The sequence below is a fragment of the Pseudochelatococcus lubricantis genome (assembly GCF_011762225.1).
Taxonomy (GTDB): domain Bacteria; phylum Pseudomonadota; class Alphaproteobacteria; order Rhizobiales; family Beijerinckiaceae; genus Pseudochelatococcus; species Pseudochelatococcus lubricantis.
In genome coordinates, this window is the sequence record NZ_JAASQI010000002.1 from 139,359 (window position 1) to 162,131 (window position 22,773).

Here is a 22,773-nt window from a genome sequence, read left to right on the forward strand (position 1 = left end):
CCGCTCCCCCGGACCGCCGTTCCCGGATCGCCACCATGCCCAGCCTCACGCCGCAACGCCTTCTCGGACTTTTCCTCGTGCTGCCCGCGCTTGCGATGGTGGTGCTGTTCTTCATCGTGCCGCTGAGCGCTTCCGTCATCGGCGCCTTCGAGGTCGAGGGCGGGTTCATGGGGGGGCTGGGGCTCGACAACATCATCAAGGCGTTCGATTTCTACGCGCAGGACATGCTGTTCACGCTGGTGATCGTCTCGCTGTCGACGCTGCTGATCGCCCTGTTCTCGATCGGCATCGGCGGCTACCTGACGCTTGGCGAGAACCCGCGCGCGGTCGCCATCCTGCGCTGGCTCTACCGCTGGCCGATGTTCATTCCCTTCATTGTGGTGGGGCAGGTGCTGCGCACGTTCCTCGCCAAGAACGGCCTGATGAACGGCACCTTCGTCGCCATGGGCCTCATCACGCCGATGCAGGCGACGAGCCTCCTCGACTGGCGCGGCATCGTCATCGCCTTCGTGTGGAAGCAGACGCCGTTCGTGGCGCTGCTGGTGGCGGGGGCGATGGCCTCCATCGACCGGGGCACCATCGAGGCCGCGCGCAATCTCGGAGCCTCGCGGCTGCGCATCCTGTTCGAGATCGTGGTGCCGCAGGTGGCGACGACGCTGCTCGTCGGCATGATCCTGTCCTTCGTCACCATGATGTCGGTGCTGTCCGTGCCGCTGATGATCAACGCCCAGTCGCCGACCATGCTGACGACGGACATCGCCTTCCGCATCAATGCCTATGGCGACTATGGCGTTGCCAATGCACTGGGGCTCGTGTCGCTGCTGATGGCGAGCGGCGTGGCGCTCGTCTATCTGCGCATCGCCATGCGGGAGCGGTCATGAGCACCTTCCTGTCCCGTCTCGATCCGTGGTGGCTGCCGCGCGCGCTGGTGCTCGGTGCGCTCGCCTTCGTCATCTTCGGCCCGCTCGCCAACCTGCTGCTGTGGACGGTGGCGGAGAAGTGGTATTTTCCGCACGCCCTGCCGCTTGAGTTCGGCTTCAGCTATTGGGAGCGGGTGTTCTCGCCGCGCGGCAACGCAGTGGAATCGCTCACGAACAGCATCGTCGTGGCGCTGCTCACGGTGGTGCTGTCGCTGACGCTCGCCATTCCGGCGGGCTATGCGCTGGCGCGGCTGAAGCTGCCGCTGCGCGGCCTCGTGCTGCTCGCCTTCCTCATTCCGCAGGCGTTCCCTAACCTCACCGTCTATGTCAACATCGCCCGCCTGTTCTATGTGGTCGGCCTCAACGGCACGATTCCGGGCGTGGTGCTGGTGCATACGACGCATGGCCTCGTCTATGCGGTGTGGATCGCGACTGCCGCCTTCGCCGCCGTGGATGCCGAACTGGAGGAAGCGGCGCGCTCCATCGGCGCCTCGGGGCTGCGCGCCTTCTTCGACGTGACGCTGCCGCTGGCGCTGCCCGGCCTGCTGGCGAGCGCCATCTTCGTGTTTCTGGAATCGCTGGACGAGTTCACCGGCAGCTATTTCGTCGGCGCGCCGGATGTGAACATGCTGCCGCTGCTGCTCTACACGGCGGGGGCGGGCGGCAACTACCAGATCGCCTCCATCACCGCGCTGCTGCTGCTCATCCCCTCGATCGGCTTCATGCTGGTGGTGGAGCGCTTCCTGAAGGTCGATGTGCTGGCGCGCGTCGGGCGGTAGCCTTGCCGGCTTCCTTCCCGTATACAAGCACCAGTTGCAATAGTTGCAATCCCTGAAATGCATCAAGAAGAAGCAATGAACGCGCCCCCCGGCCGGCCCAACTTCGTCACCGCTCAACATGTCGCCGAACGTGCCGGCGTCTCGCGCTCCGCCGTCTCGCGGGCCTTCACGCCCGGCGCGAGCATCGCCTCGGAAACGCGCGAGAAGGTGATGCGCGCCGCGGAGGAGCTTGGCTATCAGGTCAACGATCTCGCACGCGGCCTGCTCGCGAACCGCAGCCGGCTGGTGGGCATGGTGGTGACGGGTATGGAGGTCGGCTTCCGTGCACATCTCACTGCGGCGTTGTCGAAGGCGCTGATCGCGCGTGGCAGCATCCCGCTGCTCATCAACACCGGGCGCACGGAAGAGGAGATGGCGGCGGCGCAGAGAATCCTCTTCGGCCACCGGGCGGAGGCGATCGTGGTGCTCTCCGGCTCGCCGCCCGCGAGCTTCATCGATATCGCGCGCCGCAACGGCCAGCCGATCATCGTCATCGGCCGCTCGGAGCCCGATGCCGACCATGTGCAGATCGACAACGACGGCGCCGCGCGGGAGGCGGCGCGGCTGTTCGTGCGGCGCGGCTTCTCGCGGCTGGCGGTGGCGGGCTCGCTGTCGCGCACGCCCAACCTGCTGGAGCGCGAGCGTGCCTTCGCCGACGAGGCACGCCGGGCGGGCGCGCACGTCGCCGTCGTCCACGGCCGCGATTCAACCTATGCGGGCGGCGTCGACGCGGGGGAGGTGCTGTTCAGCGCCGAAGGGGTGCAGGCGGTGTTCTGCGTCAACGATCTGATGGCGCTTGGCCTCATCGACCACGCCCGCCGGGTGGGGCTCGCCGTGCCGGGCGACCTCGCCGTGATCGGCTTCGACGACCTGCCGGAGGCCGCGTGGGGAAACTACGAACTCACCACCTTCCGGCAGGATCCGGCCGCGATGGCGCTGGCCGCCGTGGAACTGCTGGAGCGGCGGCAGGCCGACCCCGCCTGCGCCCCCGCGCGCTCGAAACTCACGGCGCCGCTCGTGGTGCGGACGAGCTTTTCGCCTGCCTGAGCCCAGTGCCCCACCGTCGTCGTCAGGCTGCTTGTCGTCAGGCTGCTTGTCGTCAGGCTGCCTGGCCGTGGGTGCGTCCGGAACCGCCGAGATAGGCGTCGAAGCAGGCAGCGACGGCGCGGACGATGAAGCGGTGGTCCTGGCGCACACGGACGACGCCGGCGTCGATCTCCACGATGCCGTCGTCGCGCAGGGCGTCCAGCCGCGTGTTGCCGTGCATGAGGAATTCCGTATCGATATTGTGCGCGCGGCCGACGGCGGCGAGGTCCACGGCGAAGTCACACATCAGCCGTTCGATGACGGCGGCGCGCAGCCGGTCCTCGTCTGTCAGGCGATAGCCTTTCGCTGTGGCGAAGGCGCCCGCCGCGACGCGCGCCGCATAGCTGCCCGTCGGTACCTCGTTCTGCACGAAGCCCTGCGGCATCTGGCCGATGGCGGAGGCGCCGAGGCCGATCAGGGCCTCGCTCGTGTCGGTGGTGTAGCCTTGGAAGTTGCGCCGCAGCCGTCCCGCGGCCGCGGCGAGCGCCAGCGGATCGTGGGGCAGGGCGTAATGGTCGAGGCCGATGCGTGTGTAGCCGGCGGCGGTGAGCGTCTCGGCGATGGCCTCGGCCTGCGCGTCCCGCTCGTGCGCGCCGGGCAGGGCGCTTTCGTCGATCAGCCGCTGGTGCTTTTTGAACGACGGCACGTGGGCGTAGCCGAACACCGCGAGCCGGTCCGGCCGCATGGCGACGGCCTCGCGCGCGGTGTCGACGCAGGAGCGTTCGGTCTGGTGCGGCAGGCCGTAGATCAGGTCGACGTTGATGCCGGTGACGCCGGCCGCCCGCAGATCCGCCATCGCCTCCGCCGTCCGCGCGGCGCTTTGCAGGCGGTTGATGGCCCGCTGCACCTTCTCGTCGAAACTCTGCACGCCGAGGCTGGCGCGGCGCACGCCCCCCTCCCCAAGGGCGAAGGCCATGTCGCGTGTCAGGGTGCGCGGGTCGATCTCGATGGCGATGGCGGTATCGGCATGGAAGGCGAGATGCCGGCGCAGCCAGTCCATGAGGGAAAGGAAGGCATCGGGCGACATGATGGTGGGCGTGCCGCCGCCGAAATGCACATCGTCGATGACCGCGCGGTCGCCGGCGCGTGCCGCGACGAGGCGCACTTCCTCATGCAGAACCGCCAGATATTCCTCGATCGGATGGTCGCGCAGCGTGATGCTGGTGTGGCAGCCGCAATACCAGCACATCGCCCGGCAGAAGGGGATGTGCAGATAAAGCGCGGTGCGGATGCCCGGCGCAAGCGAGGCGAGCCACTCGCCATAACGCCGCGCGTCGACGGCGGGGGAGAACAGCGGCGCCGTCGGGTAGCTGGTGTATCGCGGCAGACGGGCCGCGCCATATTTCTCCAGCATCGACGTTTGCATGAAACTCTCCACCATTACACTTGACCGATCCGTTCACATAGCCGGATACAGCGGAGGTTTCCTTGAGCAAAGCCAAGGAAGCGCCGGGCGGAACGGGCCGCCCGGTGCTCAAGCCCGGCTCAGGCGCCGGCGGGCGCCGAGACGAGCGCGGGGCCGGGTTCCGGCGCCGGCTCTTGCCGCGTCAGCACGCGGGCGCGGATGCGCTCGCCAGTGGCCGGGTCGATGCTGGCCCAGTACCACAGGAAGCGTTCCTTCACCGGATCGCGCGTCAGCGCGTTGTACTGGCCGACCAGCGTGTCGACGAGGCGGTCGCGCTGCTCGGCCGTGAACACGTCGCGGACCAACGCGCCGGCCTGACCGAAATCGTCGTCGTCACGGCGCAGCGTGTAGGCGGCGCGCACGAGCGCCCCGTCCGCCTGCCAGCCAGGCCCCTCCGCAGCGCGGGCCGGATCGGCCTGCGGCCCGCCGAGCGAGTTGGGGGCATAGACGGGATGTCCGGCTTCGGCGAAGGTGTGGCGCAGATGGCCATCCTTGGCGTAGCTGTGCACGGGCGCCTTGGGGCGGTTGACGGGCAGCTCGTTGTAATTGGCGCCGATGCGGTAGCGGTGGGCGTCCGCGTAGGAGAACACGCGCGCCAGCAGCATCTTGTCGGGGCTGACATCGACGCCGGGCACGAGGTTCGAGGGTTCGAAGGCGGCCTGCTCGATCTGCGCGAAATAGTTCTCGGGATTGCGGTTGAGCACGAATTCGCCCACCGGGATCAGCGGATAGTCGGCGTGCGGCCAGATCTTCGTGAGATCGAACGGGTTGAAGCGGTAGGTCTTCGCGTCCTCATAGGGCATGATCTGCACCGAGACGCGCCAGCCGGGATAGTCGCCCCGCGCGATGGCCTCGTGGAGGTCGCGCAGGTAATAGTCGGAATCGATGCCGGCGATCTTCTCGGCCTCGTTGCCGGTGATGTTGCGCTCGCCCTGCCGGTTGTGGAAGTGGTACTTCACCCAGAAGCGCTCGCCAGCCGCGTTGATCCACTGGTAGGTATGCGAGCCGTAGCCGTTGAGATGGCGCCAGGAATAGGGCAGGCCGCGGTCACCCATGAGGTATGTGACCTGGTGCGCGCTCTCCGGCGACAGGGTCCAGAAGTCCCACTGCATGTCGGCGTCGCGCAGGTGGGTGTGCGGCAGGCGTTTCTGCGAGCGGATGAAGTCCGGAAACTTGATGCCGTCGCGGATGAAGAACACCGGCGTGTTGTTGCCGACGATGTCGTAATTGCCTTCCGTCGTGTAGAACTTCAGCGCGAAGCCGCGCACGTCGCGCCAGGTGTCGGGCGAGCCGAGTTCGCCCGCCACCGACGAGAAACGGATCAGCAGGTCGGTCTCGACGCCGGGCTGGAACAGGGCGGCGCGCGTATAGCGGGAAATGTCCTCGGTGATCTTCAGCACGCCGAAAGCGCCGCCGCCCTTGGCATGCACGACGCGCTCAGGCACCCGCTCGCGGTTGAACTGGGCAAGTTTTTCAAGGAGATAGACATCATGCAGCAGGACGGGCCCGTCCGGGCCCACGGTGCGCGAGTGCTCGTCGGAAGCAACCGGCGCGCCCGCCGTCGTGGTGGTGAACTTGTGATCAGTCATCGATACAGGCCTTTCACGTTCAGTTCGTCCGGGGGAAGGAATTTTTCGTCTGCCGTGGAAGCGTGGTGAGCCGCCATTCGGGCGACGATATCGTTTCAGATTAATTCTAGTTCCAGAATAGACAACCCGTAAATGCGGCTTTCCGCGCAGCCGGGTGCGCCGCGTTACACGGAAGGGGCAATGTCAGGACGGGGATGGAACGCTCAGGCGTCCGTCAGCCGTTCGCCGGCTGTGCGCAGGTGGGCGCGCATGGCGGTCTCCGCCGCCTGCGGATCGCGCGCCTCCAGGGCGGCGACGATGTCGTCGTGCTGGCGCAGGAGTTCCTCGCGCAGCGCGAGGGAGAAGGTTATTTCGCGGGCGCTGAGCCACGCATCTTCGGCGCGCACGCCATTGACGAGTTCGAACACCCCCCGCAGCAGTTCGTTGCGCACCGACTGCGCGATGGCCGCGTGGAAGGCGCTGTCGAAACGTTCGTACTGGCTGCCCGTCCGGGCGTCACGGGCGCGGGCGACAAGTTGCTTCAGGCGCTCGATATCGGCGGGAGTGGCGCGGGTGGCGGCAAGGCGCGCGAGCATCGGCTCGATTTCGAGGCGCGCCTCGACGATGTCCCGCGGGCTGGTGTGCGAGGCGAGCGCGCCGCGGCCCGCGCCGGGGGCGCGGGTGGGACTGAGGAACGTGCCCTGTCCCTGCCGGCGGTACACCAGCCCTTCCGCCTCCAGTTCCGCCAGCACCGCGCGCACCATGCGCCGGCCGACGCCGAAACGCGCCATCAGGGCACGCTCCGGCAACAGGCGCCCGGCGCGGATGACCTCGCCCTCGCCGGCCTCGATGGCCATGCGCAGGCTCGCCCGCACGCAGGCCGGGTCACTGGAAGAGGTCATAGAACATCCGCGCCGAGGTGATGGCCAGGAACACGGCAAAGCAGCGCTGCAGCGCCCGGCGCGGGATGGTGTGGGCGAGCCGCGCCCCCACCGGCGCCATCGCCATCGTCAGCGGCACCAGCACCAGCGCACCCACCCAGTTGAGATAACCCAGCGAGAAGGGCGGCAGGCCCGCGACGCCGATGCCCGAAGCGATATAGGTGAGCGTGCCGGGAATGGCGATGACGAAGCCGATGGCGGACGCGGTGCCCACGGCCTTGCGGATATCGTAGCCCATGGCTGTGAGGATAGGCACGCTGAGCGAGCCGCCGCCGATGCCCATCAGCGCGGAGATGAGGCCGACGAACGCGCCCGATGCCCACTTGACGAAAACATTCGGGAAATCGTCATAGAGTTTCGTGCCGGCGCCGCTGAAGGTCATCTGGAGGGCGACGAGCAACGCCACCGTGGCGAACACGATGCTGAGCACGCGCCCGTCGACACGGCCGCCTATCAGCGCGCCCGCCACGACGCCGATGGCGATGGGCAGGCTCCAGCTCTTCAGCAAGGGCACGTCGACCGCGCCCCGGGCATAATGGCTTTTCACCGACACGGCGGAGGTGGCGATGATCGTCGCCAGCGAGGTGGCGACCGCGATCTTCATGCGCAGCGTCTCGGCGATACCTACGGCGGAAAAGATGTGGTAGAGCACCGGCACGATGACGATGCCGCCGCCGACGCCCAGCAGACCGGCGATCAGCCCGCCCAGCAGCCCGGCGACCGCGATCGACACGACCCAGAAGAGATACTGGGACGTATCGCCCCCCAACAGTTCAGGCACGGCGCTTCTCCGGATTGGCGAAGGCACCGCACTTTCCCGTGACGATGCGGACAGCGTGCCTCGCAAGGAACCAATGCAGTCTTGATACGATATTGGTTCGGTAACGCAAAAGGAAAAAACCGACGGTACGTTTCACCGTGCGCGATCTGTCATCGGGCAGGCTGGAATCTGTCCTGTTTACGTTGAAAGAGGATAGCTCCTCGATTCCTTATTTTGAGCGAATTCTGATCGGAAATCGCTCTATCAAACCAATAAGCAATTGGTCTCAACCAGAAATGGCACGGAGACCACCGCCGCTTGACCGCATGCGGGCATTGCAGGAGAAGAACGGTTTGTTACCCGATTCCCCGCCGGACGAGATATGACCGCTTCCGCTTCCGCCGCCGAACCGTTCAAGGTGATGGCGCTCTACAAATTCGCCGATCTGCCCGACGCGGCCGCGATCCGGCCCGTGCTCGCGGCGTTCTGCTGCGCGCGGCGCATCAGGGGCACGCTCATTCTCGCGCCGGAGGGCATCAACGGCACCGTCGCCGGCACGCCGGACGCCATCGCCGACCTGCATCGGTATCTGCTTGCGGAAGGGCCTTTCGACACGCGGCTTGCGGGGGCGGAGATCAAGTTCTCCCACGCACGTGAAATGCCGTTCCTGCGCATGAAGGTGCGGCTCAAGCCCGAGATCGTCACCCTGCGCGCGCCGGAGGCCAACCCGGCGAGGATCGTCGGCACGTATGTCGCGCCCGATCAATGGAATGCGCTGATCGCGCGCAACGACGTCGTGGTGGTGGATACGCGCAACGATTACGAGGTCGGGCTCGGCACCTTCCGCCGCGCGCTCGATCCCGGGACGCGCACCTTCACGGAGTTCAAGGATTTCGTCGCGCGGGAACTTGATCCGGCGCGCGACCGCAAGGTCGCCATGTTCTGCACCGGCGGCATTCGCTGCGAGAAGGCCTCCGCCTATCTGCTGGCGCAGGGGTTTGAGGAGGTGTTCCACCTCAAGGGCGGTATTCTCGCCTATCTGGAACAGGTGCCGGCCGAGCGCAGCCGCTTCGACGGCGAGTGCTTCGTCTTCGACGAGCGTGTCTCCGTCGGCCATGGGCTGGTAGAAGGCGAGGCGAGCCTCTGCCGCGCCTGCCGTCATCCGCTCACTGCGATGGAGTGCGCTGATCCCGCCTTTGTCGAGGGTGTTTCCTGCCCGCATTGCGCGGGCGATGCCGCGCGTGAACGCACCCTGAAGCAGGCGCGCGTCGCGGAACGGCAAAGGCAGGTGGAACTCGCGCGGGCACGCGGCCTCGCCCATCTCGGCGACGACGCCACCCGCACGGCGCAGGAGCAGAAATGCAGAAAGCAGGCCCGCAAGGAGGCCTCCCGCCAACGTCAGTCCGGGCAGTAGCAAGATATATATAGAGAGAGAGAGGAGAGGCGGGAGCGTGATGCTCCCGCCGCCCGCATCGGCTTACTTGACGACCATGTGGGTGAACGGCGCCACATAAGCCTGCAGCATGACGAGAAGGCCGACGAGCACCGCAAGCGCGATGGAGTGGAAGAACACGTAGCGCAGGATCGGGCCCTCGCCGTCCTTCCAGCCCGTCGCGGTCGAGGCGACAACGATGGACTGCGCGTCGATCATCTTGCCCATCACGCCGCCCGACGAGTTGGCGGAGGCCATCAGTATCGGCGAGAGGCCGAGCTGCTGCGAGGTGATCTTCTGCAGGCCGCCGAACAGCACGTTCGAGGCCGTGTCCGAGCCCGTAAGCGCCACGCCGAGCCAGCCGAGCAGCGTGCCGAACAACGGGTAGAGAACGCCCGTGTGTGCGAAGGCGAGGCCGAGCGTCGCATCGAGGCCCGAATAGCGGGTGAGGTAACCGAGCCCCAGCATCAACGCGATGGTCGCCAGCGAGAAGCGCACGCGCCAGATCGTCTTGCCGTAAAGCTCGACGAGCTTCAGCGGCCCGTATCCCATCAGCAACCCGCCGATGATCGCCGCTGCCAGAATGCCCGTGCCGGTCATCGACAGGTAGTTCAGCACGTAGACGGCGGGCTCGGCATGCGCCTCGGCGACCACGGGCGGCACCTTCACCACCTCGTTGTGCAGGCCGGAGATCGGGATGCGGAAGGAGGACAGGCCGTCCAGCGCCTGCTTGACGAAGGGCGTGCCCCAGAAGAAGACGAACACGGTGAGGATGCCCCACGGCAGCCAGGCCCGCACGAGCGCGGCGCGGTCGATGGTGGCCGCGGCCGCGCCACCGTTGATGCCGATCTCCTTGCGTGCCTCTTCGGCCCGGCCGGAGGCCGCGGCGGCGGAAGCGGCCTCGGCTTCCTCACGCCCCGCGAGCGCGGTGGAGGTCCATACGCGGCGCGGCCGCCAGACCTTGAGGAAGAGCACCAGCGCCACCATGGATACGATGGCGGCGATCACGTCCACGAGCCAGGGGCCGTGGAAATTCGAGACCAGGAATTGCGGAATGGCGAAGGATACGCCGCAGACGAGAATGGCGGGCCAGATCTCGGCCATGCCCCGGAAGCCGGCGAAGGCCCAGATGAGCCAGAACGGCACCAGCACCGAGAAGAAGGGCAACTGCCGCCCGATCATCGCCGACAGGGAGATCAGGTCGAGCCCCGTCACCGCGGCGAGCGCGATGACCGGCGCGCCGAGCGCGCCGTAGGCGACCGGCGCCGTGTTGGCGATGAGCGCAAGGCCGGAAGCCGCGAGCGGCGAGAAGCCGAGGCCGATCAGGATGGCGCCGGTCACCGCCACTGGCGTGCCGAAGCCCGCCGCACCTTCGAAGAACGCGCCGAACGAGAACGCGATCAGCAGGAGCTGCAGGCGGCGGTCATCCGTGACGCTGGCGATGGAGCGCTGCAGGATGCGGAAGGAGCCGTTCTCCTCCGTCAGGCGGTGCAGGAAGATGATGTTGAGCACGATCCAGCCGATGGGGGCGAGGCCATACGCCGCGCCATAGACGGCAGCGAGGCCCGCCTTCTCCGCCGGCATGCCGAAGACCAGCACGGCGATGACGAGCGCCGCCACGAGGCCGGACAACGCCGCATAATGCGCCTTCATATGCAGGAAACCCAGCCCCACGAGCATCACGGCGACCGGGATCGCAGCGAACAGGGTGGACAGGGCCAGACTGCCTAACGGATCATAAACTTGATTCCATATCACGGTCGCTTCCTCCTGAAGCATGATCCCGAAAGGCGAGGGCTTTCCGGGAAGGACTTTTCCAAGTGCGCTGCCGCTTGTCGTTATTGTCTGCCGGCATGCGCCGGTGCGACAATATCGCGCAATACCGCGAGGGTGGTAAAATATTTTTGCCAGACATGCAATCTGGACAAAAGTATGTTCTTTCATTTGCATTATTCGATTTGTGACATCATCATTTTCCGTCGCGTCCGGCAGGGAAGAACGGGTGCGATCCGACGTCAGGCCGGTGACGGGCGGGGATTCATCGTCGTATTCTCCCGCGCCGGCCGGTGATTCCCGTTGATGCCGGTGCGTTCCGCCACAGGGCGTCGCCCGAAGAGGTTGTGTCGTGATCGAGCCCGTACAGACGCGCAAGCTGGCCGACGGCATTGCGGAGCACCTCGAACTGCTCATCCTCGAAGGGGTGCTGCGGCCTGGCGAGAGGCTGGTCTCCGAGCGGGAGCTGGCCGAACGGCTGGAGGTGTCGCGGCCGTCGCTGCGCGATGCGCTGGACATTCTGGAAAAGCGTGGGCTCGTCGTCACGACGAAGGGGGGCACCTTCGTCGCCCAGTTCCTCGCGCCGCTGATCGATCCGCTGGCGGGGCTGCTGCAGTCGAGCGACCGCGCCCTGGACGACTATTTCGAGTTCCGCCAGCTCATCGACGCGGCGGCGGCGCGCATGGCGGCGGCGCGGGCGACGGATGTCGACCGGGCCGAGATAAGCGCCTGCATCGCGCGGATGAAAAGCGCGCATGACGTGGCGGTTCCGCAGCCGGAGACGGAGGCGGCGGTGGACGCCGAGCTGCATCTGCTCGTCTACGAGGCCGCGCATAATCTCGTCGTCCTGCATGTCATGCGCACTTTCGCGGACATGCTGCGCCGGGATATCCTCTTCAACCGCGCGCGGCTCTACACCCGCGCCGGCGTGCGCGACGCCCTCCTGGCGCAGCACGAGGCCATCGCCGACGCCATCCTCGCCGGCGACTCCGGCAGGGCGGAGACGCTTGCCCGCGACCACATCCGCTTCACCCACGAATCGCTGCTGGCCGTCCGGCGCGACGAAAGGCGGCTCAACGTCGCCCTGCGGCGACTCGGGCGGCGCGACATCGTCAGTTCCTGACGCACGCCTCGTTTCCACCGCGCGGGAGGCTGGCGGCGGCGGCGGATTTCGGCTATCCGGAAACGTGTAAAAGCGGGAGCAAGGCCATCATGACCGGCACGGGAACGCTGCGTCAGTATTCCATCAATGTCGTGCTGCTGCTCGGCGCGGTGGCGCTGGCATGGAGCTTCTGGTCGAACGATCGCTGGATGCAGCTCTGCGCTGGCCTCGCGCTGTTTCTGTTCGGCATGCAGTGCCTTGAGGAGGGCCTGCGCGACCTCGCCGGGGAAAAGCTGGAGGCGACGCTCGCCCGCAGCACCGAGACGCCGCTGAGAAGCCTCATGGTCGGCTTTGTCGGCACGACCATGCTGCAGTCGAGCACGCTCGTGTCGCTGATGACGATCGCGTTCATCTCCACGGGGCTGATAGGCCTCGCGGCGGGCATCGCCATCATCTTCGGGGCCAATCTGGGCGCGACGACAGGCATCTGGCTGCTGGCGCTCGCGGGGCAGAACTTCAGCCTGAGCCCGCTCGCGCTGCCGCTCGTCGTCTTCGGCGTGCTCGCGAGCTTCCGTGGCGCGCGGGCCCGGGCGGCCGGGCGCATCCTGCTCGGCATCGCCTTCATCTTCCTCGGCATCGACCAGATCCGCGCCGGCTTCTCGACCGTCACCGACGGCCTCGATCTCACGCAATACCAGATCGGGGGCATGCTCGGCCATCTCGTCTTCGCCGGGCTCGGGCTCCTGCTCACCATGGTGCTGCAATCGACGCACGCCACGCTGATGCTGACGCTCACCGCGCTGTCGCTCGGGCAGGTGGAACTCATGCAGGCGGCGGCCATCGCCATCGGTGCCAATGTCGGCAGCAGCGTCACCACCGGGCTCGCGGGGGCGCTCGGCGGCAACCGCAGCGGGCAGCGCCTCGCGCTCGCGCACGTGTTGTTCAACGTGGTCACCGCCGTGCTGTCGTTCCTGCTGATCGGGCCGCTGGTGTGGCTGACGAAGGAGAGCGCCGCGCTGATCGGCTTTGCCGACAACGAGCTGATCATGCTCGCGATCTTCCACACCCTGTTCAATCTGCTCGGCGTGCTGGTGTTCTGGCCGGTGCGCGGCGCGCTGGCGCGGTGGCTGGAGCGCGTGCTGCCGGAGCGGGAGGAGCCGCATGTGCTCATCCCGGCGTCTGCCGAGGGCGGTGCGCCCGTCGCGCCGACGCGCGCCCGCTACCTCAACCGGCAGGCGCTACAGTCCTTCGACACGGCGGCGAGCGCCGTGGTCCACGAACTCCTGCACCTCGCGCGCCTCAGCATCGAGGTCATCTGCCACGCGCTCTACCTGCCGGTCTCGGAACTCGACCGCGCCACCCACGACAAGGCGCTGCTCGCCGCGCGGCCGGGCGACGGCTATCTCGACGCCGACACGCTGTACCAGCGCCATATCAAGGGCGTCTACAGCGACCTGCTCGCCTTCATGAGCCGCATCGACATGCCCGTCGAGGACGTCGTGCACCGGCCGTTCTGGATGGCCAGCCAGCTCGCGGCGATGCAGCTCGTCGAGACCGTCAAGGACGCCAAGCACCTGCAGAAGAACCTCGGCCACTACCTGCGCGGCCCCGACACGCCAGCGCGCGACGCCTATGTCGAACTGCGCAGCCATCTCATCTGCGTGCTGCACGACACGCGCGAGATCGCCCTCCTCGGCCCGGACGACGCGGGATGGGACGAGCGCCTCGACGAGTTCGACCGGCAGCAGCGCGCCTTCGAGACGCGCTTCCGCAGCCACATCTTCGCCGCCGTGCGCGACGACAGGATGGACGGCATGCAGCTCAGCTCCCTGCTGAACGACCTCGGCTATGTCGGGCGTATCACCCGCGGGCTGCGCACGCTGCTGCTGATCCGCGCCGGCGAAGACGCGGGAGACCTGCTGCGCGACCTGCGCGTCGGCGCGGGCGGAGAACCGCTGATCACGGCGGCGTAAGCGCCGGCATCAATGCGTGTGGTGATCCGACCGGCAAAGGCCGTGGTCGGCCAGCACCTCGATCACCCGGCAGTCGCAGACCTGGCCGTGGCCGCATTCGGCCACCATGCGGGCCAGCTCCGCGCGCAGGGCCGTGAGGCTCTCGATGCGCCGCTCCACTTCCTCCAGATGCTTGCGGGCGATGCTGTCCGCCGCGTGGCAGGAGGACTGCGGCCGCGCTGTCATGGCGAGCAGTTCGCGCACGTCGGCGAGTTCGAAGCCGAGTTCGCGCGCGTGGCGGATGAAGTTGAGCTGCCGCACGGCGGCTGCGTCATAACGGCGCTGCCCGCCCTCGCTGCGCGGTGGCGCGGAGACGAGACCGGCCTGTTCATAGTAGCGGATGGTCGCGACCTTCACCCCCGTGCGCCGCGACAGCTCGCCGATCGAGATATCCATCATGAACCTCCGGAACGAACCCTCTTGACCCTCCAGTGACTAGAGGTTGTACACCCGCGCATATGGGGCGGAAAGGATGCGAAGGCAATGACGGATACGCAGGGTGCAAGGGTGACGTTCCGGGTCGGTGGCATGGATTGCGCTGCCTGCGCCCGGAAAATCGAGACGGCGGTGGCGCGCCTGCCGGGCGTCACTGGCGTCGATGTCTCCGTGATGACGGGCACCTTGACGGTAGAGGGCGCCGATCTCCGCCGCGTCCCGGCCGAGGTGGAGGCGCTCGGCTACACGCTGGAAGGCGGCTCCCGCCATGCCGGGCACGACGGGCATGATCACCGGCACGAGGACCACCAACATGAGCACGATCATAACCATAGTCATGACCATGACCATGATCACGATGCTCATGACGGACACGCCCACAGTCACGCGGATTTCAGCGGTGATCAGTGGTGGCGGTCGCCGAAGGCGCGGCTGATCCTTTCTTGCGGCGCGGCGCTGGTCGTGGCGCACGGCATCGGCGTTGTCGTGCCGCAATCGGGGCAATGGCCGTTCCTCGTCGCGCTGCTCATCGGCCTCGTGCCGATCGCGCGCCACGCCTGGGCGGGGATACGCGCCGGCACGCCGTTCTCCATCGAAACGCTGATGACGATTTCCGCCGGCGGCGCCTTCATTATCGGCGCGGCCGAAGAGGCGGCGATGGTGGTGGTGCTGTTCCTGATCGGCGAACTGCTGGAAGGCCTGGCCACGCAGCGCGCACGCGCGGGCATCTCGGGCCTGACGAAGCTCGTGCCCGACGTGGCGCTCGTCGCGCGCGGCGGCGCCCTCGTCGAGACGTCCGCCGCCGATCTCGTGCCCGGCGACATCATCACCGTGCGGCCCGGTGACCGCATCGCCGCCGATGGTGTCATCGTGGAGGGCGAGAGCGCCATCGATGAGGCGCCGGTGACGGGCGAGAGCGTGCCGGTCACCAGGGGGCCGGGCGGGCGCGTCTTCGCGGGCACCATCAACACCGATGCCGTGCTGCGTGTCGAGGTAACGGCGCGCGCCGCCGACAACACCATTGCCCGCGTCGTCCGTCTCGTCGAGGAGGCGCAGGCGAGCAAGGCGCCGACCGAGCGCTTCATCGAGCGCTTCGCCACCCGTTACACGCCCGCCGTGCTGGTGCTGGGCGCGCTGGTCGCCGTCGTGCCGCCGCTCTTCTTCGGCGGGGAGTGGGGCGTGTGGATCTACCGTGGCCTCGCGGTGCTGCTGATCGGCTGCCCCTGCGCGCTGGTGATCTCGACGCCGGCGGCCATCGCGGCCGGACTGTCGGCGGGCGCGCGGCGCGGCCTGCTGCTCAAGGGCGGCTCCGTGCTGGAGGGGCTCGGCCGCGTCACCACGGTCGCCTTCGACAAGACCGGCACGCTGACGCAGGGGCGGCCTGTCGTCACCGATGTGGAGGGCGTCGGGCTGGCGGTTGACGAGGTGTTGGCCTATGCGGCCGCACTCGAACGCGGCTCGAACCATCCGCTGGCGCTCGCCATCCTGTCGCGGGCGGAAGGGCTGACAATCCCGCAGGCGAGCGGGGTGCGGGCGCTGGCGGGCAAGGGCGTCGCCGGCATCGTGAACGGGCTGGAGGTGGCGCTGCTGTCGCCGCGCGCGCTGGGCGACGCCGGCCTGTCGGTTCAGCATGCGGCTGTCGTCGGGGCGCTCAACGGCGGTGGCAAGACGGTGTCGGTGCTGACCGTCGACGGTGTGCCGGCCGGTTTCATCGCCCTGCGCGACGAACTGCGCCCGGATGCCCGCGCCGCCCTGGAATGGCTCGCGCGGCTCGGCGTGTCGTCGGTGATGCTCACCGGCGACAACCGCGCCACGGCGGGTGCCATCGCGGACGAACTCGGCCTCGCGCCGGCGGCCGGGCGTGTCCATGCCGAACTGCTGCCCGAGGACAAGAGCCGCATCGTGCGCGCGCTGCAGGCGAAGGGCGAGGTGGTGGCGAAGGTGGGCGACGGCATCAACGACGCGCCGGCCCTGGCCGTTGCCGATGTCGGCATCGCCATGGGCGGCGGCACCGATGTGGCGCTGGAGACGGCGGACGCCGCCGCGCTCCACGGGCGCATGGCCGACATCCCGGCCATGATCGCGCTTTCGCGCGCCACCATGGCCAACATCCGCCAGAACATCGTGCTGGCGCTCGGCCTCAAGGCCGTGTTCCTGATCACGACGATTCTCGGCGTCACCGGCCTGTGGCCCGCCATCCTCGCCGACACGGGCGCGACCGTTCTCGTCACGGCGAACGCCCTGCGCCTGCTGGGCTGGAAGGCGCGGGGCTGAGGCCCCGCGTCTGGCCTGCGCGGCTGGAAATGCTCCAAGTTATTTCCCGGTCAGGATTGCGGCCGGCGCATGGGTAAAAGCATCGTGATCGGTGGTATGGTCGCACGGACGCGGGGTACTGTTCCGCGCTTTTTCCGTGACGCGAACGCCTTCCTCACGCCCACTGCGAGTATGTCCGCCATGACCGAGCCCTTGACCCGGCCCGCGACCAAGTTCCCGCGTTCCCGTCCTGCCGCGCCCGAAGCGCCGGCCATGGCCGACCGGCGGGGGGTCGGCATCTTGCTCGTGGTCGCGGGGGCGATGACGATGTCGATGATCGATGGCTCCGCGAAATGGCTTGTCGGCGAGGGCCTGCCGCAAGGGCAGATCGTGTTCATACGCTTTCTGCTGCCCTGCGCCGTGCTGGCGCTCGTGTTCCTGCCGAGCCAGGGGCTTTCGGTCATGCGCACGCGCTCGCTGAAGCTGGAGGTGCTGCGCTCCCTTTGCATGGTCGGCACCACGGCGACCAACTTCATGGCACTGAAATACCTGCCGCTGACCATCACCGGCTCGATCATGTTCAGCTCGCCGCTGATCCTGTGCCTGCTGTCGGGCGTGGCGCTGGGCGAGCGGGTGGACTGGCAGCGCTGGCTGGCGGTGCTGACGGGCTTCGCCGCCATCCTGATCATCATCCGCCCCGATCCGGCGTCGCTTCACCCGGCGATGCTCTATTCGCTGGCGATGGCGGTGCTGATGGCCTTCTACGCCATTCTCACGCGCAAGCTCGCCGGCGTCGATTCGAGCCTGACGCAGCAGTGCTACATATCGTTCACGGGTTTCGCCTTCGCGCTGCCGTTCGCCTTTCAGGGCTGGACATGGCCGCACACGCCGGCGGGCTGGTTCGCGTGCGTGCTGATCGGCCTGGCCGGGCTGGTCGGACATACGTTCTATTCGATCGCCCACCGCTTCGCGCCGGCGACGACGCTTGCCCCCTTCACCTATGCGCAGCTCGTTTTCATGGCGCTGGGGAGCTGGCTCGTGTTCGCGCAGGCGCCCGATATCTACTTCTTCATCGGCCTGCCGATCCTGATCGGGTCCGGCATCTACATCTGGTTCCGCGAGCTGAGCCTCGCCACGCGCCGCAAGCGGGCGGCGCCGGAGCCCGTTCTGCGGCAGGAAGCGGCGGAGTAGGGCGGCAGTTCGAACCGCCGCCCCTGTCGGACAACGGCCTCAGCCGAGCGCCGGATAGTCCGTGTAGCCGTGGTCGCCGCCGCCGTAGAGCGTGGAGGGATCAAGCTCGTTCAGCGGCGCGTGCTCCCTGAAGCGGCGCACAAGATCGGGATTGGAGATGAAAGGCCGGCCGAAGGCGACGAGATCGGCGCGTCCCTCCGCGACGGCGGCCTGCGCGAGTTCGAGCGTGTAGCCGTTGTTGACGATCCACGCACCCTTGCCGCCTGCCTGCCGGTAGGCTTCCTTCAGCTTCGCGTAGTCGAAGGGCGTATCGCCCTGCCGGTAGTCGCGATTGCCGCCGGTCGCGCCTTCGATGACGTGGATGTACGCGAGGTCGAAGGCGGCGAGTTCGCGCACGTAGGCCTCGAACAGGGGCTGCGGATCGGGATCGCTGGCGTCGTTGGCCGGGGTGACGGGCGAGATGCGGATCCCGGTGCGCTTGCCGCCGATCTCCTCCACGATGGCCTTCGTCACTGCCAGCGGGAAGCGGAGACGGTTCTCGATGCTGCCGCCGTAGGCGTCGGTGCGGTGGTTGGAGCCGTCGCGCAGGAACTGGTCGAGCAGGTAGCCGTTGGCGGAGTGGATTTCGACGCCGTCGAAGCCGGCCGTGTCAACCGCGCCGCGCACGGCCTTGCGGAAATCCTCGACAATGCCTGGCAGTTCGGCGGCTTCGAGCGCGCGCGGCTCGGAGGTCTCGGTGAAGGAGCCGGTGCCGTCCGCAGCGATCAGGTAGGTCTTCGCCTTCGCGCGGATGGCGGAGGGCGCCACCGGCGCCTGCCCGCCGGGCTGCAGGGCGGTGTGCGAGATGCGCCCCACGTGCCAGAGCTGCACGAAGATATGGCCGCCGGCCTCGTGCACGGAATCCGTTACCTTGCGCCAGCCGGCGAGTTGCTCGGGCGCGTAGAGGCCGGGAACGTCGGCGTAGCCCTGCCCCTGATGGGTGATGGCGGTTGCTTCCGTGATCATCAGGCCGGCCGTGGCGCGCTGCGTGTAGTAGAGCGCTGTCGACGTGGTGGGAATGGCGTTCGGCGCGCGGTTGCGCGTGAGCGGCGCGAGCGCGATGCGATTTGCAAGCGTGAGATCGCCCAGGGTAACGGGATCGAACAGGTTCGCCATGAAGATCGTCCTCGGTGGGGCGCGGGATGCCGGGAGAGGCGTTTCCGGCGCCTGTTGCTGCACGTGCGAAGTATAGTATGGCGCCGCGTCATGCCTGCAAGCGGTTTCGGCGCAGGCTGTGCGCCGACGCACACCCTGTATGGTTTCATCTGCACCTGAATGAAAAGCAACGCCGGGCGCCGCGGCAACAATCTTCCCGCCCGTGGCGGGCAGGCGGGCGGTTTGTTGTTATTTGCAGCGGCGCATACGCGCCGTCTGGACTTGGGCCCGGGCCGGGATACTATTGCGAAAAGGCGTCCCGTTCGCGAGAGATGCCGGGGAAGAAGACAGTGGGAACCAGGAAAGGGAGCGGCCATGACGATCGGGTCGGGGTCGGCGGTGCCCGGTGACGGGCGCCTGAGTCTGCACGTGCCGGAGCCGGAGGTGCGCCCGGGCGGCGCGCCGGATTTCTCCAACGTCCGCATTCCCCACGCCGGCGCCGTGCCGCGTCCGGATATCGACGTCAACCCGGAGGACATCCGCGACCTCGCCTTCTCGATCATCCGCGTGCTGAACCGCGCGGGCGAGGCGACCGGGCCGTGGGCGGGGATGCTGACGGACGAAGAGCTGCTCGCCGGCATGCGCGACATGATGACGCTGCGCACCTTCGACGCGCGCATGCAGATCGCGCAGCGGCAGGGCAAGACTTCCTTCTACATGCAGCATCTGGGCGAGGAGGCGATCTCCTGCGCCTTCCGCAAGGTGCTGGCGCCGGGCGACATGAATTTCCCCACCTATCGGCAGGCCGGCCTGCTGATCGCGGGCGGCTACCCGCTCGTCGATATGATGAACCAGATCTACTCCAACTCCCGCGATCCGCTGAAGGGCCGCCAGTTGCCGATCATGTACGCCTCGAAGGAGCACGGCTTCTTCACCATATCCGGCAATCTGGCGACGCAGTTCCCGCAGGCAGTGGGCTGGGCAATGGCCTCCGCCATCAGGCACGACAGCAGGATCGCCGCCGGCTGGATCGGCGACGGCTCCACCGCCGAGTCCGATTTCCACGCGGCGCTCGTCTTCGCTTCCACCTACAAGCCGCCCGTGGTGCTGAACGTCGTCAACAACCAGTGGGCGATCTCGACCTTTCAGGGCATCGCGCGCGGCGGCGCCGGCACCTTCGCCGCGCGGGGGCTTGGCTTCGGCCTGCCGTCGCTGCGCGTGGACGGCAACGACTACCTCGCCGTCCACGCGGTGGCGAAATGGGCCGTGGAGCGGGCGCGGCGCAATCTGGGGCCGACGCTCGTCGAATACGTCACCTACCGCGCGGGCGCGCATTCCACCTCCGACGACCCGTCCGCCTATCGCCCCAGGGACGAGTCGGACGCCTGGCCGCTTGGCGATCCGATCATCCGGCTGAAGAACCACCTGATCGTGCGTGGCGTATGGTCGGACCAGCGCCACAGGCAGGCGGAGGCCGAAATCCTCGACACAGTGATCGCGGCACAGAAGGAGGCCGAGAGCTACGGCACGCTGCATTCCGGCGGCAAGCCCTCGGTGCGCGACATGTTCGAGGGCGTCTATGCGGAAATGCCGCCGCATCTCGTGCGCCAGCGCCAGCAGACGGGGATATGATCATGGCGCAGATGTCGATGATCGAGGCCATCCGCAGCGCCATGGACATCGCCATGGGCCGCGACGAGGACGTCGTCGTCTACGGCGAGGACGTGGGCTACTTCGGCGGTGTGTTCCGCTGCACGCAGGGCCTGCAGCAGAAATATGGCAAGACGCGCTGCTTCGACGCGCCGATCAGCGAATCCGGCATCGTCGGCACGGCGATCGGCATGGCTGCCTACGGGCTGAAGCCCTGCGTGGAAATCCAGTTCGCGGACTACATGTATCCTGCCTACGACCAGATCACGCAGGAGGCGGCGCGCATCCGCTACCGCTCCAACGGCCAGTTCACCTGCCCCATCGTCATCCGCATGCCCACGGGCGGCGGCATCTTCGGCGGGCAGACGCATAGCCAGAGCCCGGAGGCGCTGTTCACCCACGTCGCCGGGCTGAAGACGGTGGTGCCCTCCAATCCCTACGACGCCAAGGGCCTGTTGATCGCGGCCATCGAGGACCCCGATCCGGTGATCTTCCTGGAGCCCAAGCGCCTCTACAACGGCCCGTTCGACGGCCATCACGAGCGCCCCGTCGTCTCGTGGGCGAAGCACCCGGCGGGCGACGTGCCGGACGGACATTACACGGTGCCGCTCGGCAAGGCGGCGCTGGCGCGCGCCGGTTCCGCCATCACCGTTCTCGCTTATGGCACCATGGTGCATGTGGCGCTCGCCGCCGCGCAGGAAACCGGCATCGACGCCGAGGTCGTCGACCTGCGCACGCTGGTGCCGCTCGACCTCGACACCATCGTCGCCTCCGTCGCGAAGACCGGGCGCTGCGTCGTGGTGCACGAGGCGACGCTCACGTCGGGCTTCGGCGGGGAACTCGCGGCACTGGTGCAGGAGCACTGCTTCTACCATCTGGAGGCGCCGGTGGCGCGCGTCGCGGGGTGGGATACGCCCTATCCGCATGCGCAGGAGTGGGACTACTTCCCCGGCCCCGCCCGCGTGGCGCGCGCGCTGGCCGAAACGATGGAGGGCTGAGATGGGCGAGCATGTCATCAGGATGCCCGATGTCGGCGAGGGCATCGCGGAGGCCGAACTCGTCGAATGGCACGTGAAGGTCGGCGATCTGGTGCGCGAGGATCAGGTGATCGCCGCCGTGATGACCGACAAGGCCACGGTCGAGATTCCATCCGCCGTCGATGGCGAGGTGCTGTGGCTCGGCGCGGAACTCGGCACCAGGGTCGCCATCGGTGCACCGCTCATCCGCCTGAAGGTCGATGGCGATGGCAACGTGGCGGCGGGTGAGGCGGAGCCTGCGGAGCCGGCGGCGGGCGGCGAAGCACCCGCCGCCGGGACGCCGGCAGCGCCATCGCCGGTGGAAGCGCCTGCACCGCCGCCGCTGCGGAAGGCTGCTCCCGTTCCCGGCCGGGCGGCCATCGTGCCCCGTCCGGCGGGGGAGAGGCCGCTGGCCGCGCCTTCCGTGCGCCAGCGGGCGCGCGAGGCCGGCGTCGACCTGCGGCAGGTAGCCGGTTCCGGCCCCGCCGGGCGCATCACGCATGACGATCTCGACGCCTTCGTCGCCCACGGCGGGCAGACGGCGCAGGCGCGTGCCGGCGGGCTCGCCGCGCGCACGGAGGTGGAGGAGATCAGGGTCATCGGCTTGCGCCGCCGCATCGCGGAGAAGATGGCGCTGGCGAAGTCGCGCATTCCGCACATCATGTATGCGGAGGAGGTCGACGTGACCGCGCTCGAAGAGCTGCGTGCCACGCTGAACCGCGACAAGAAGCCCGATCAGCCGCGCCTCACCATCCTGCCCTTCCTGATGAGGGCGCTGGTGCGCGCGATTGCCGACCATCCCCAGATGAACGCGCGCTACGACGACGAGGCGGGCATCATCCACCGCCACGCGGGCGTGCATATCGGCATCGCCGCGCAGACGCCGGCCGGTCTCGTCGTGCCGGTGGTGCGGCACGCGGAGGCGCGCGACCTGCGGGATTGCGCCATCGAGTTGAACCGCCTGTCGGAGGCGGCGAAAGCCGGCACCGCGAGCCGCGAGGAACTGACGGGCTCGACCATCACCATATCGTCGCTCGGCGCGCTGGGCGGCCTCGTCTCGACGCCGGTGATCAACTATCCGGAGGTCGCCATCGTCGGCGTCAACAAGATCGCTGTGCGGCCGGTGTGGGACGGCACGGCCTTCGTGCCGCGCAAAATCATGAACCTGTCGTCGAGCTTCGACCACCGCATCATCGACGGCTGGGACGCGGCAAGCTTCATCCAGCGCCTGCGCGCCCTGCTGGAGACGCCCGCGCTCATCTTCGTGGAGGGCTGAC

Annotated in this window: 18 protein-coding genes; 11 read left to right on the top strand and 7 right to left on the bottom strand. The window is 68.0% G+C overall.

Going from position 1 to position 22,773, the window contains the following annotated elements:
* The first annotated feature begins 35 nt into the window (after positions 1 to 35).
* The 3 genes from FHS82_RS04385 to FHS82_RS04395 all read left to right on the top strand — a co-directional run bounded on the left by FHS82_RS04385 (position 36) and on the right by FHS82_RS04395 (position 2,785).
* Positions 36 to 881, top strand: coding sequence for an ABC transporter permease (locus FHS82_RS04385; RefSeq protein ID WP_166949218.1), 846 nt, complete (start codon positions 36 to 38; stop codon positions 879 to 881).
* Complete coding sequence (locus tag FHS82_RS04390) at positions 878 to 1,699, top strand: ABC transporter permease (protein ID WP_166949220.1); 822 nt, start codon at positions 878 to 880, stop codon at positions 1,697 to 1,699. Before FHS82_RS04385 ends, FHS82_RS04390 begins: the two co-directional genes overlap by 4 nt.
* A gap of 75 nt (positions 1,700 to 1,774) precedes the next feature.
* Complete coding sequence (locus tag FHS82_RS04395; protein WP_166949222.1) at positions 1,775 to 2,785, top strand: LacI family DNA-binding transcriptional regulator; 1,011 nt, start codon at positions 1,775 to 1,777, stop codon at positions 2,783 to 2,785.
* 52 nt (positions 2,786 to 2,837) lie between these two features.
* Here the strand turns inward: FHS82_RS04395 and hemN are convergent, their stop codons facing one another.
* The 4 genes from hemN to FHS82_RS04415 form a co-directional block, all read right to left on the bottom strand.
* On the bottom strand, positions 2,838 to 4,190 hold the full coding sequence (gene hemN / locus FHS82_RS04400) for an oxygen-independent coproporphyrinogen III oxidase (RefSeq protein WP_166949225.1): 1,353 nt from the start codon (positions 4,188 to 4,190) through the stop codon (positions 2,838 to 2,840).
* Between the two features lie 119 nt (positions 4,191 to 4,309).
* Positions 4,310 to 5,818, bottom strand: coding sequence for a catalase (locus FHS82_RS04405; protein ID WP_166949228.1), 1,509 nt, complete (start codon positions 5,816 to 5,818; stop codon positions 4,310 to 4,312).
* 203 nt (positions 5,819 to 6,021) lie between these two features.
* Positions 6,022 to 6,699 (bottom strand): FadR/GntR family transcriptional regulator, encoded by a 678-nt coding sequence (locus FHS82_RS04410; protein WP_166949231.1) that lies wholly within the window; start codon positions 6,697 to 6,699, stop codon positions 6,022 to 6,024.
* Positions 6,683 to 7,519: a sulfite exporter TauE/SafE family protein gene (locus FHS82_RS04415; protein ID WP_343042503.1), complete on the bottom strand. Its 837-nt coding sequence runs from the start codon at positions 7,517 to 7,519 to the stop codon at positions 6,683 to 6,685. The genes FHS82_RS04410 and FHS82_RS04415 overlap by 17 nt, the downstream gene beginning before the upstream one ends.
* 361 nt (positions 7,520 to 7,880) lie before the next feature.
* Between FHS82_RS04415 and trhO the strand changes: the two genes are divergently transcribed.
* Positions 7,881 to 8,912, top strand: coding sequence for an oxygen-dependent tRNA uridine(34) hydroxylase TrhO (gene trhO, locus FHS82_RS04420; RefSeq protein WP_166949233.1), 1,032 nt, complete (start codon positions 7,881 to 7,883; stop codon positions 8,910 to 8,912).
* 63 nt (positions 8,913 to 8,975) lie between these two features.
* Here trhO and FHS82_RS04425 read toward each other — a convergent pair whose 3' ends face one another.
* Positions 8,976 to 10,688, bottom strand: a complete 1,713-nt coding sequence (locus FHS82_RS04425; protein ID WP_343042504.1) for an L-lactate permease — start codon at positions 10,686 to 10,688, stop codon at positions 8,976 to 8,978.
* Positions 10,689 to 11,055: 367 nt separating this feature from the next.
* Here FHS82_RS04425 and FHS82_RS04430 point away from each other — a divergent pair, with 367 nt between their 5' ends.
* Both FHS82_RS04430 and FHS82_RS04435 read left to right on the top strand, forming a co-directional pair.
* Positions 11,056 to 11,826, top strand: coding sequence for a FadR/GntR family transcriptional regulator (locus FHS82_RS04430; RefSeq protein ID WP_343042505.1), 771 nt, complete (start codon positions 11,056 to 11,058; stop codon positions 11,824 to 11,826).
* A gap of 89 nt (positions 11,827 to 11,915) precedes the next feature.
* The gene (locus FHS82_RS04435) at positions 11,916 to 13,778 is read left to right on the top strand and encodes a Na/Pi cotransporter family protein (RefSeq protein ID WP_166949235.1); all 1,863 of its coding nucleotides are present in this window, start codon (positions 11,916 to 11,918) and stop codon (positions 13,776 to 13,778) included.
* A 9-nt stretch (positions 13,779 to 13,787) separates the two neighbouring features.
* Here the strand turns inward: FHS82_RS04435 and FHS82_RS04440 are convergent, their stop codons facing one another.
* A complete protein-coding gene (locus FHS82_RS04440; protein WP_428982477.1) occupies positions 13,788 to 14,216 on the bottom strand; it encodes a MerR family transcriptional regulator in 429 nt (142 codons plus the stop codon).
* Positions 14,217 to 14,300: 84 nt separating this feature from the next.
* On the opposite strand from FHS82_RS04440, the gene FHS82_RS04445 reads away from it, so the two are divergent.
* The gene (locus FHS82_RS04445; protein ID WP_166949237.1) at positions 14,301 to 16,526 is read left to right on the top strand and encodes a heavy metal translocating P-type ATPase; all 2,226 of its coding nucleotides are present in this window, start codon (positions 14,301 to 14,303) and stop codon (positions 16,524 to 16,526) included.
* Positions 16,527 to 16,706: 180 nt separating this feature from the next.
* On the top strand, positions 16,707 to 17,696 hold the full coding sequence (locus tag FHS82_RS04450; protein ID WP_166949239.1) for a DMT family transporter: 990 nt from the start codon (positions 16,707 to 16,709) through the stop codon (positions 17,694 to 17,696).
* Positions 17,697 to 17,735: 39 nt separating this feature from the next.
* Here the strand turns inward: FHS82_RS04450 and FHS82_RS04455 are convergent, their stop codons facing one another.
* Complete coding sequence (locus FHS82_RS04455; protein ID WP_166949241.1) at positions 17,736 to 18,851, bottom strand: alkene reductase; 1,116 nt, start codon at positions 18,849 to 18,851, stop codon at positions 17,736 to 17,738.
* A 354-nt stretch (positions 18,852 to 19,205) separates the two neighbouring features.
* Between FHS82_RS04455 and FHS82_RS04460 the strand changes: the two genes are divergently transcribed.
* From FHS82_RS04460 to FHS82_RS04470, 3 genes are read left to right on the top strand one after another with little or no spacing between them, the layout of a single operon-like run.
* Positions 19,206 to 20,462 (top strand): 3-methyl-2-oxobutanoate dehydrogenase (2-methylpropanoyl-transferring) subunit alpha, encoded by a 1,257-nt coding sequence (locus tag FHS82_RS04460; RefSeq protein WP_166949243.1) that lies wholly within the window; start codon positions 19,206 to 19,208, stop codon positions 20,460 to 20,462.
* 2 nt (positions 20,463 to 20,464) lie between these two features.
* A complete protein-coding gene (locus tag FHS82_RS04465; RefSeq protein WP_166949246.1) occupies positions 20,465 to 21,478 on the top strand; it encodes an alpha-ketoacid dehydrogenase subunit beta in 1,014 nt (337 codons plus the stop codon).
* Position 21,479: 1 nt separating this feature from the next.
* Complete coding sequence (locus tag FHS82_RS04470; RefSeq protein ID WP_166949248.1) at positions 21,480 to 22,772, top strand: dihydrolipoamide acetyltransferase family protein; 1,293 nt, start codon at positions 21,480 to 21,482, stop codon at positions 22,770 to 22,772.
* Position 22,773: the final 1 nt, after the last annotated feature.

Coding starts and splice junctions, on each gene's coding strand:
- FHS82_RS04385 (WP_166949218.1), top strand. CDS start 36: ATGCCCAGCCTCACGCCGCAACGCCTTCTCGGACTTTTCCTCGTGCTG.
- FHS82_RS04390 (WP_166949220.1), top strand. CDS start 878: ATGAGCACCTTCCTGTCCCGTCTCGATCCGTGGTGGCTGCCGCGCGCG.
- FHS82_RS04395 (WP_166949222.1), top strand. CDS start 1,775: ATGAACGCGCCCCCCGGCCGGCCCAACTTCGTCACCGCTCAACATGTC.
- hemN (WP_166949225.1), bottom strand. CDS start 4,190: ATGCAAACGTCGATGCTGGAGAAATATGGCGCGGCCCGTCTGCCGCGA.
- FHS82_RS04405 (WP_166949228.1), bottom strand. CDS start 5,818: ATGACTGATCACAAGTTCACCACCACGACGGCGGGCGCGCCGGTTGCT.
- FHS82_RS04410 (WP_166949231.1), bottom strand. CDS start 6,699: ATGACCTCTTCCAGTGACCCGGCCTGCGTGCGGGCGAGCCTGCGCATG.
- trhO (WP_166949233.1), top strand. CDS start 7,881: ATGACCGCTTCCGCTTCCGCCGCCGAACCGTTCAAGGTGATGGCGCTC.
- FHS82_RS04435 (WP_166949235.1), top strand. CDS start 11,916: ATGACCGGCACGGGAACGCTGCGTCAGTATTCCATCAATGTCGTGCTG.
- FHS82_RS04440 (WP_428982477.1), bottom strand. CDS start 14,216: ATGATGGATATCTCGATCGGCGAGCTGTCGCGGCGCACGGGGGTGAAG.
- FHS82_RS04445 (WP_166949237.1), top strand. CDS start 14,301: ATGACGGATACGCAGGGTGCAAGGGTGACGTTCCGGGTCGGTGGCATG.
- FHS82_RS04450 (WP_166949239.1), top strand. CDS start 16,707: ATGACCGAGCCCTTGACCCGGCCCGCGACCAAGTTCCCGCGTTCCCGT.
- FHS82_RS04455 (WP_166949241.1), bottom strand. CDS start 18,851: ATGGCGAACCTGTTCGATCCCGTTACCCTGGGCGATCTCACGCTTGCA.
- FHS82_RS04460 (WP_166949243.1), top strand. CDS start 19,206: ATGACGATCGGGTCGGGGTCGGCGGTGCCCGGTGACGGGCGCCTGAGT.
- FHS82_RS04465 (WP_166949246.1), top strand. CDS start 20,465: ATGGCGCAGATGTCGATGATCGAGGCCATCCGCAGCGCCATGGACATC.
- FHS82_RS04470 (WP_166949248.1), top strand. CDS start 21,480: ATGGGCGAGCATGTCATCAGGATGCCCGATGTCGGCGAGGGCATCGCG.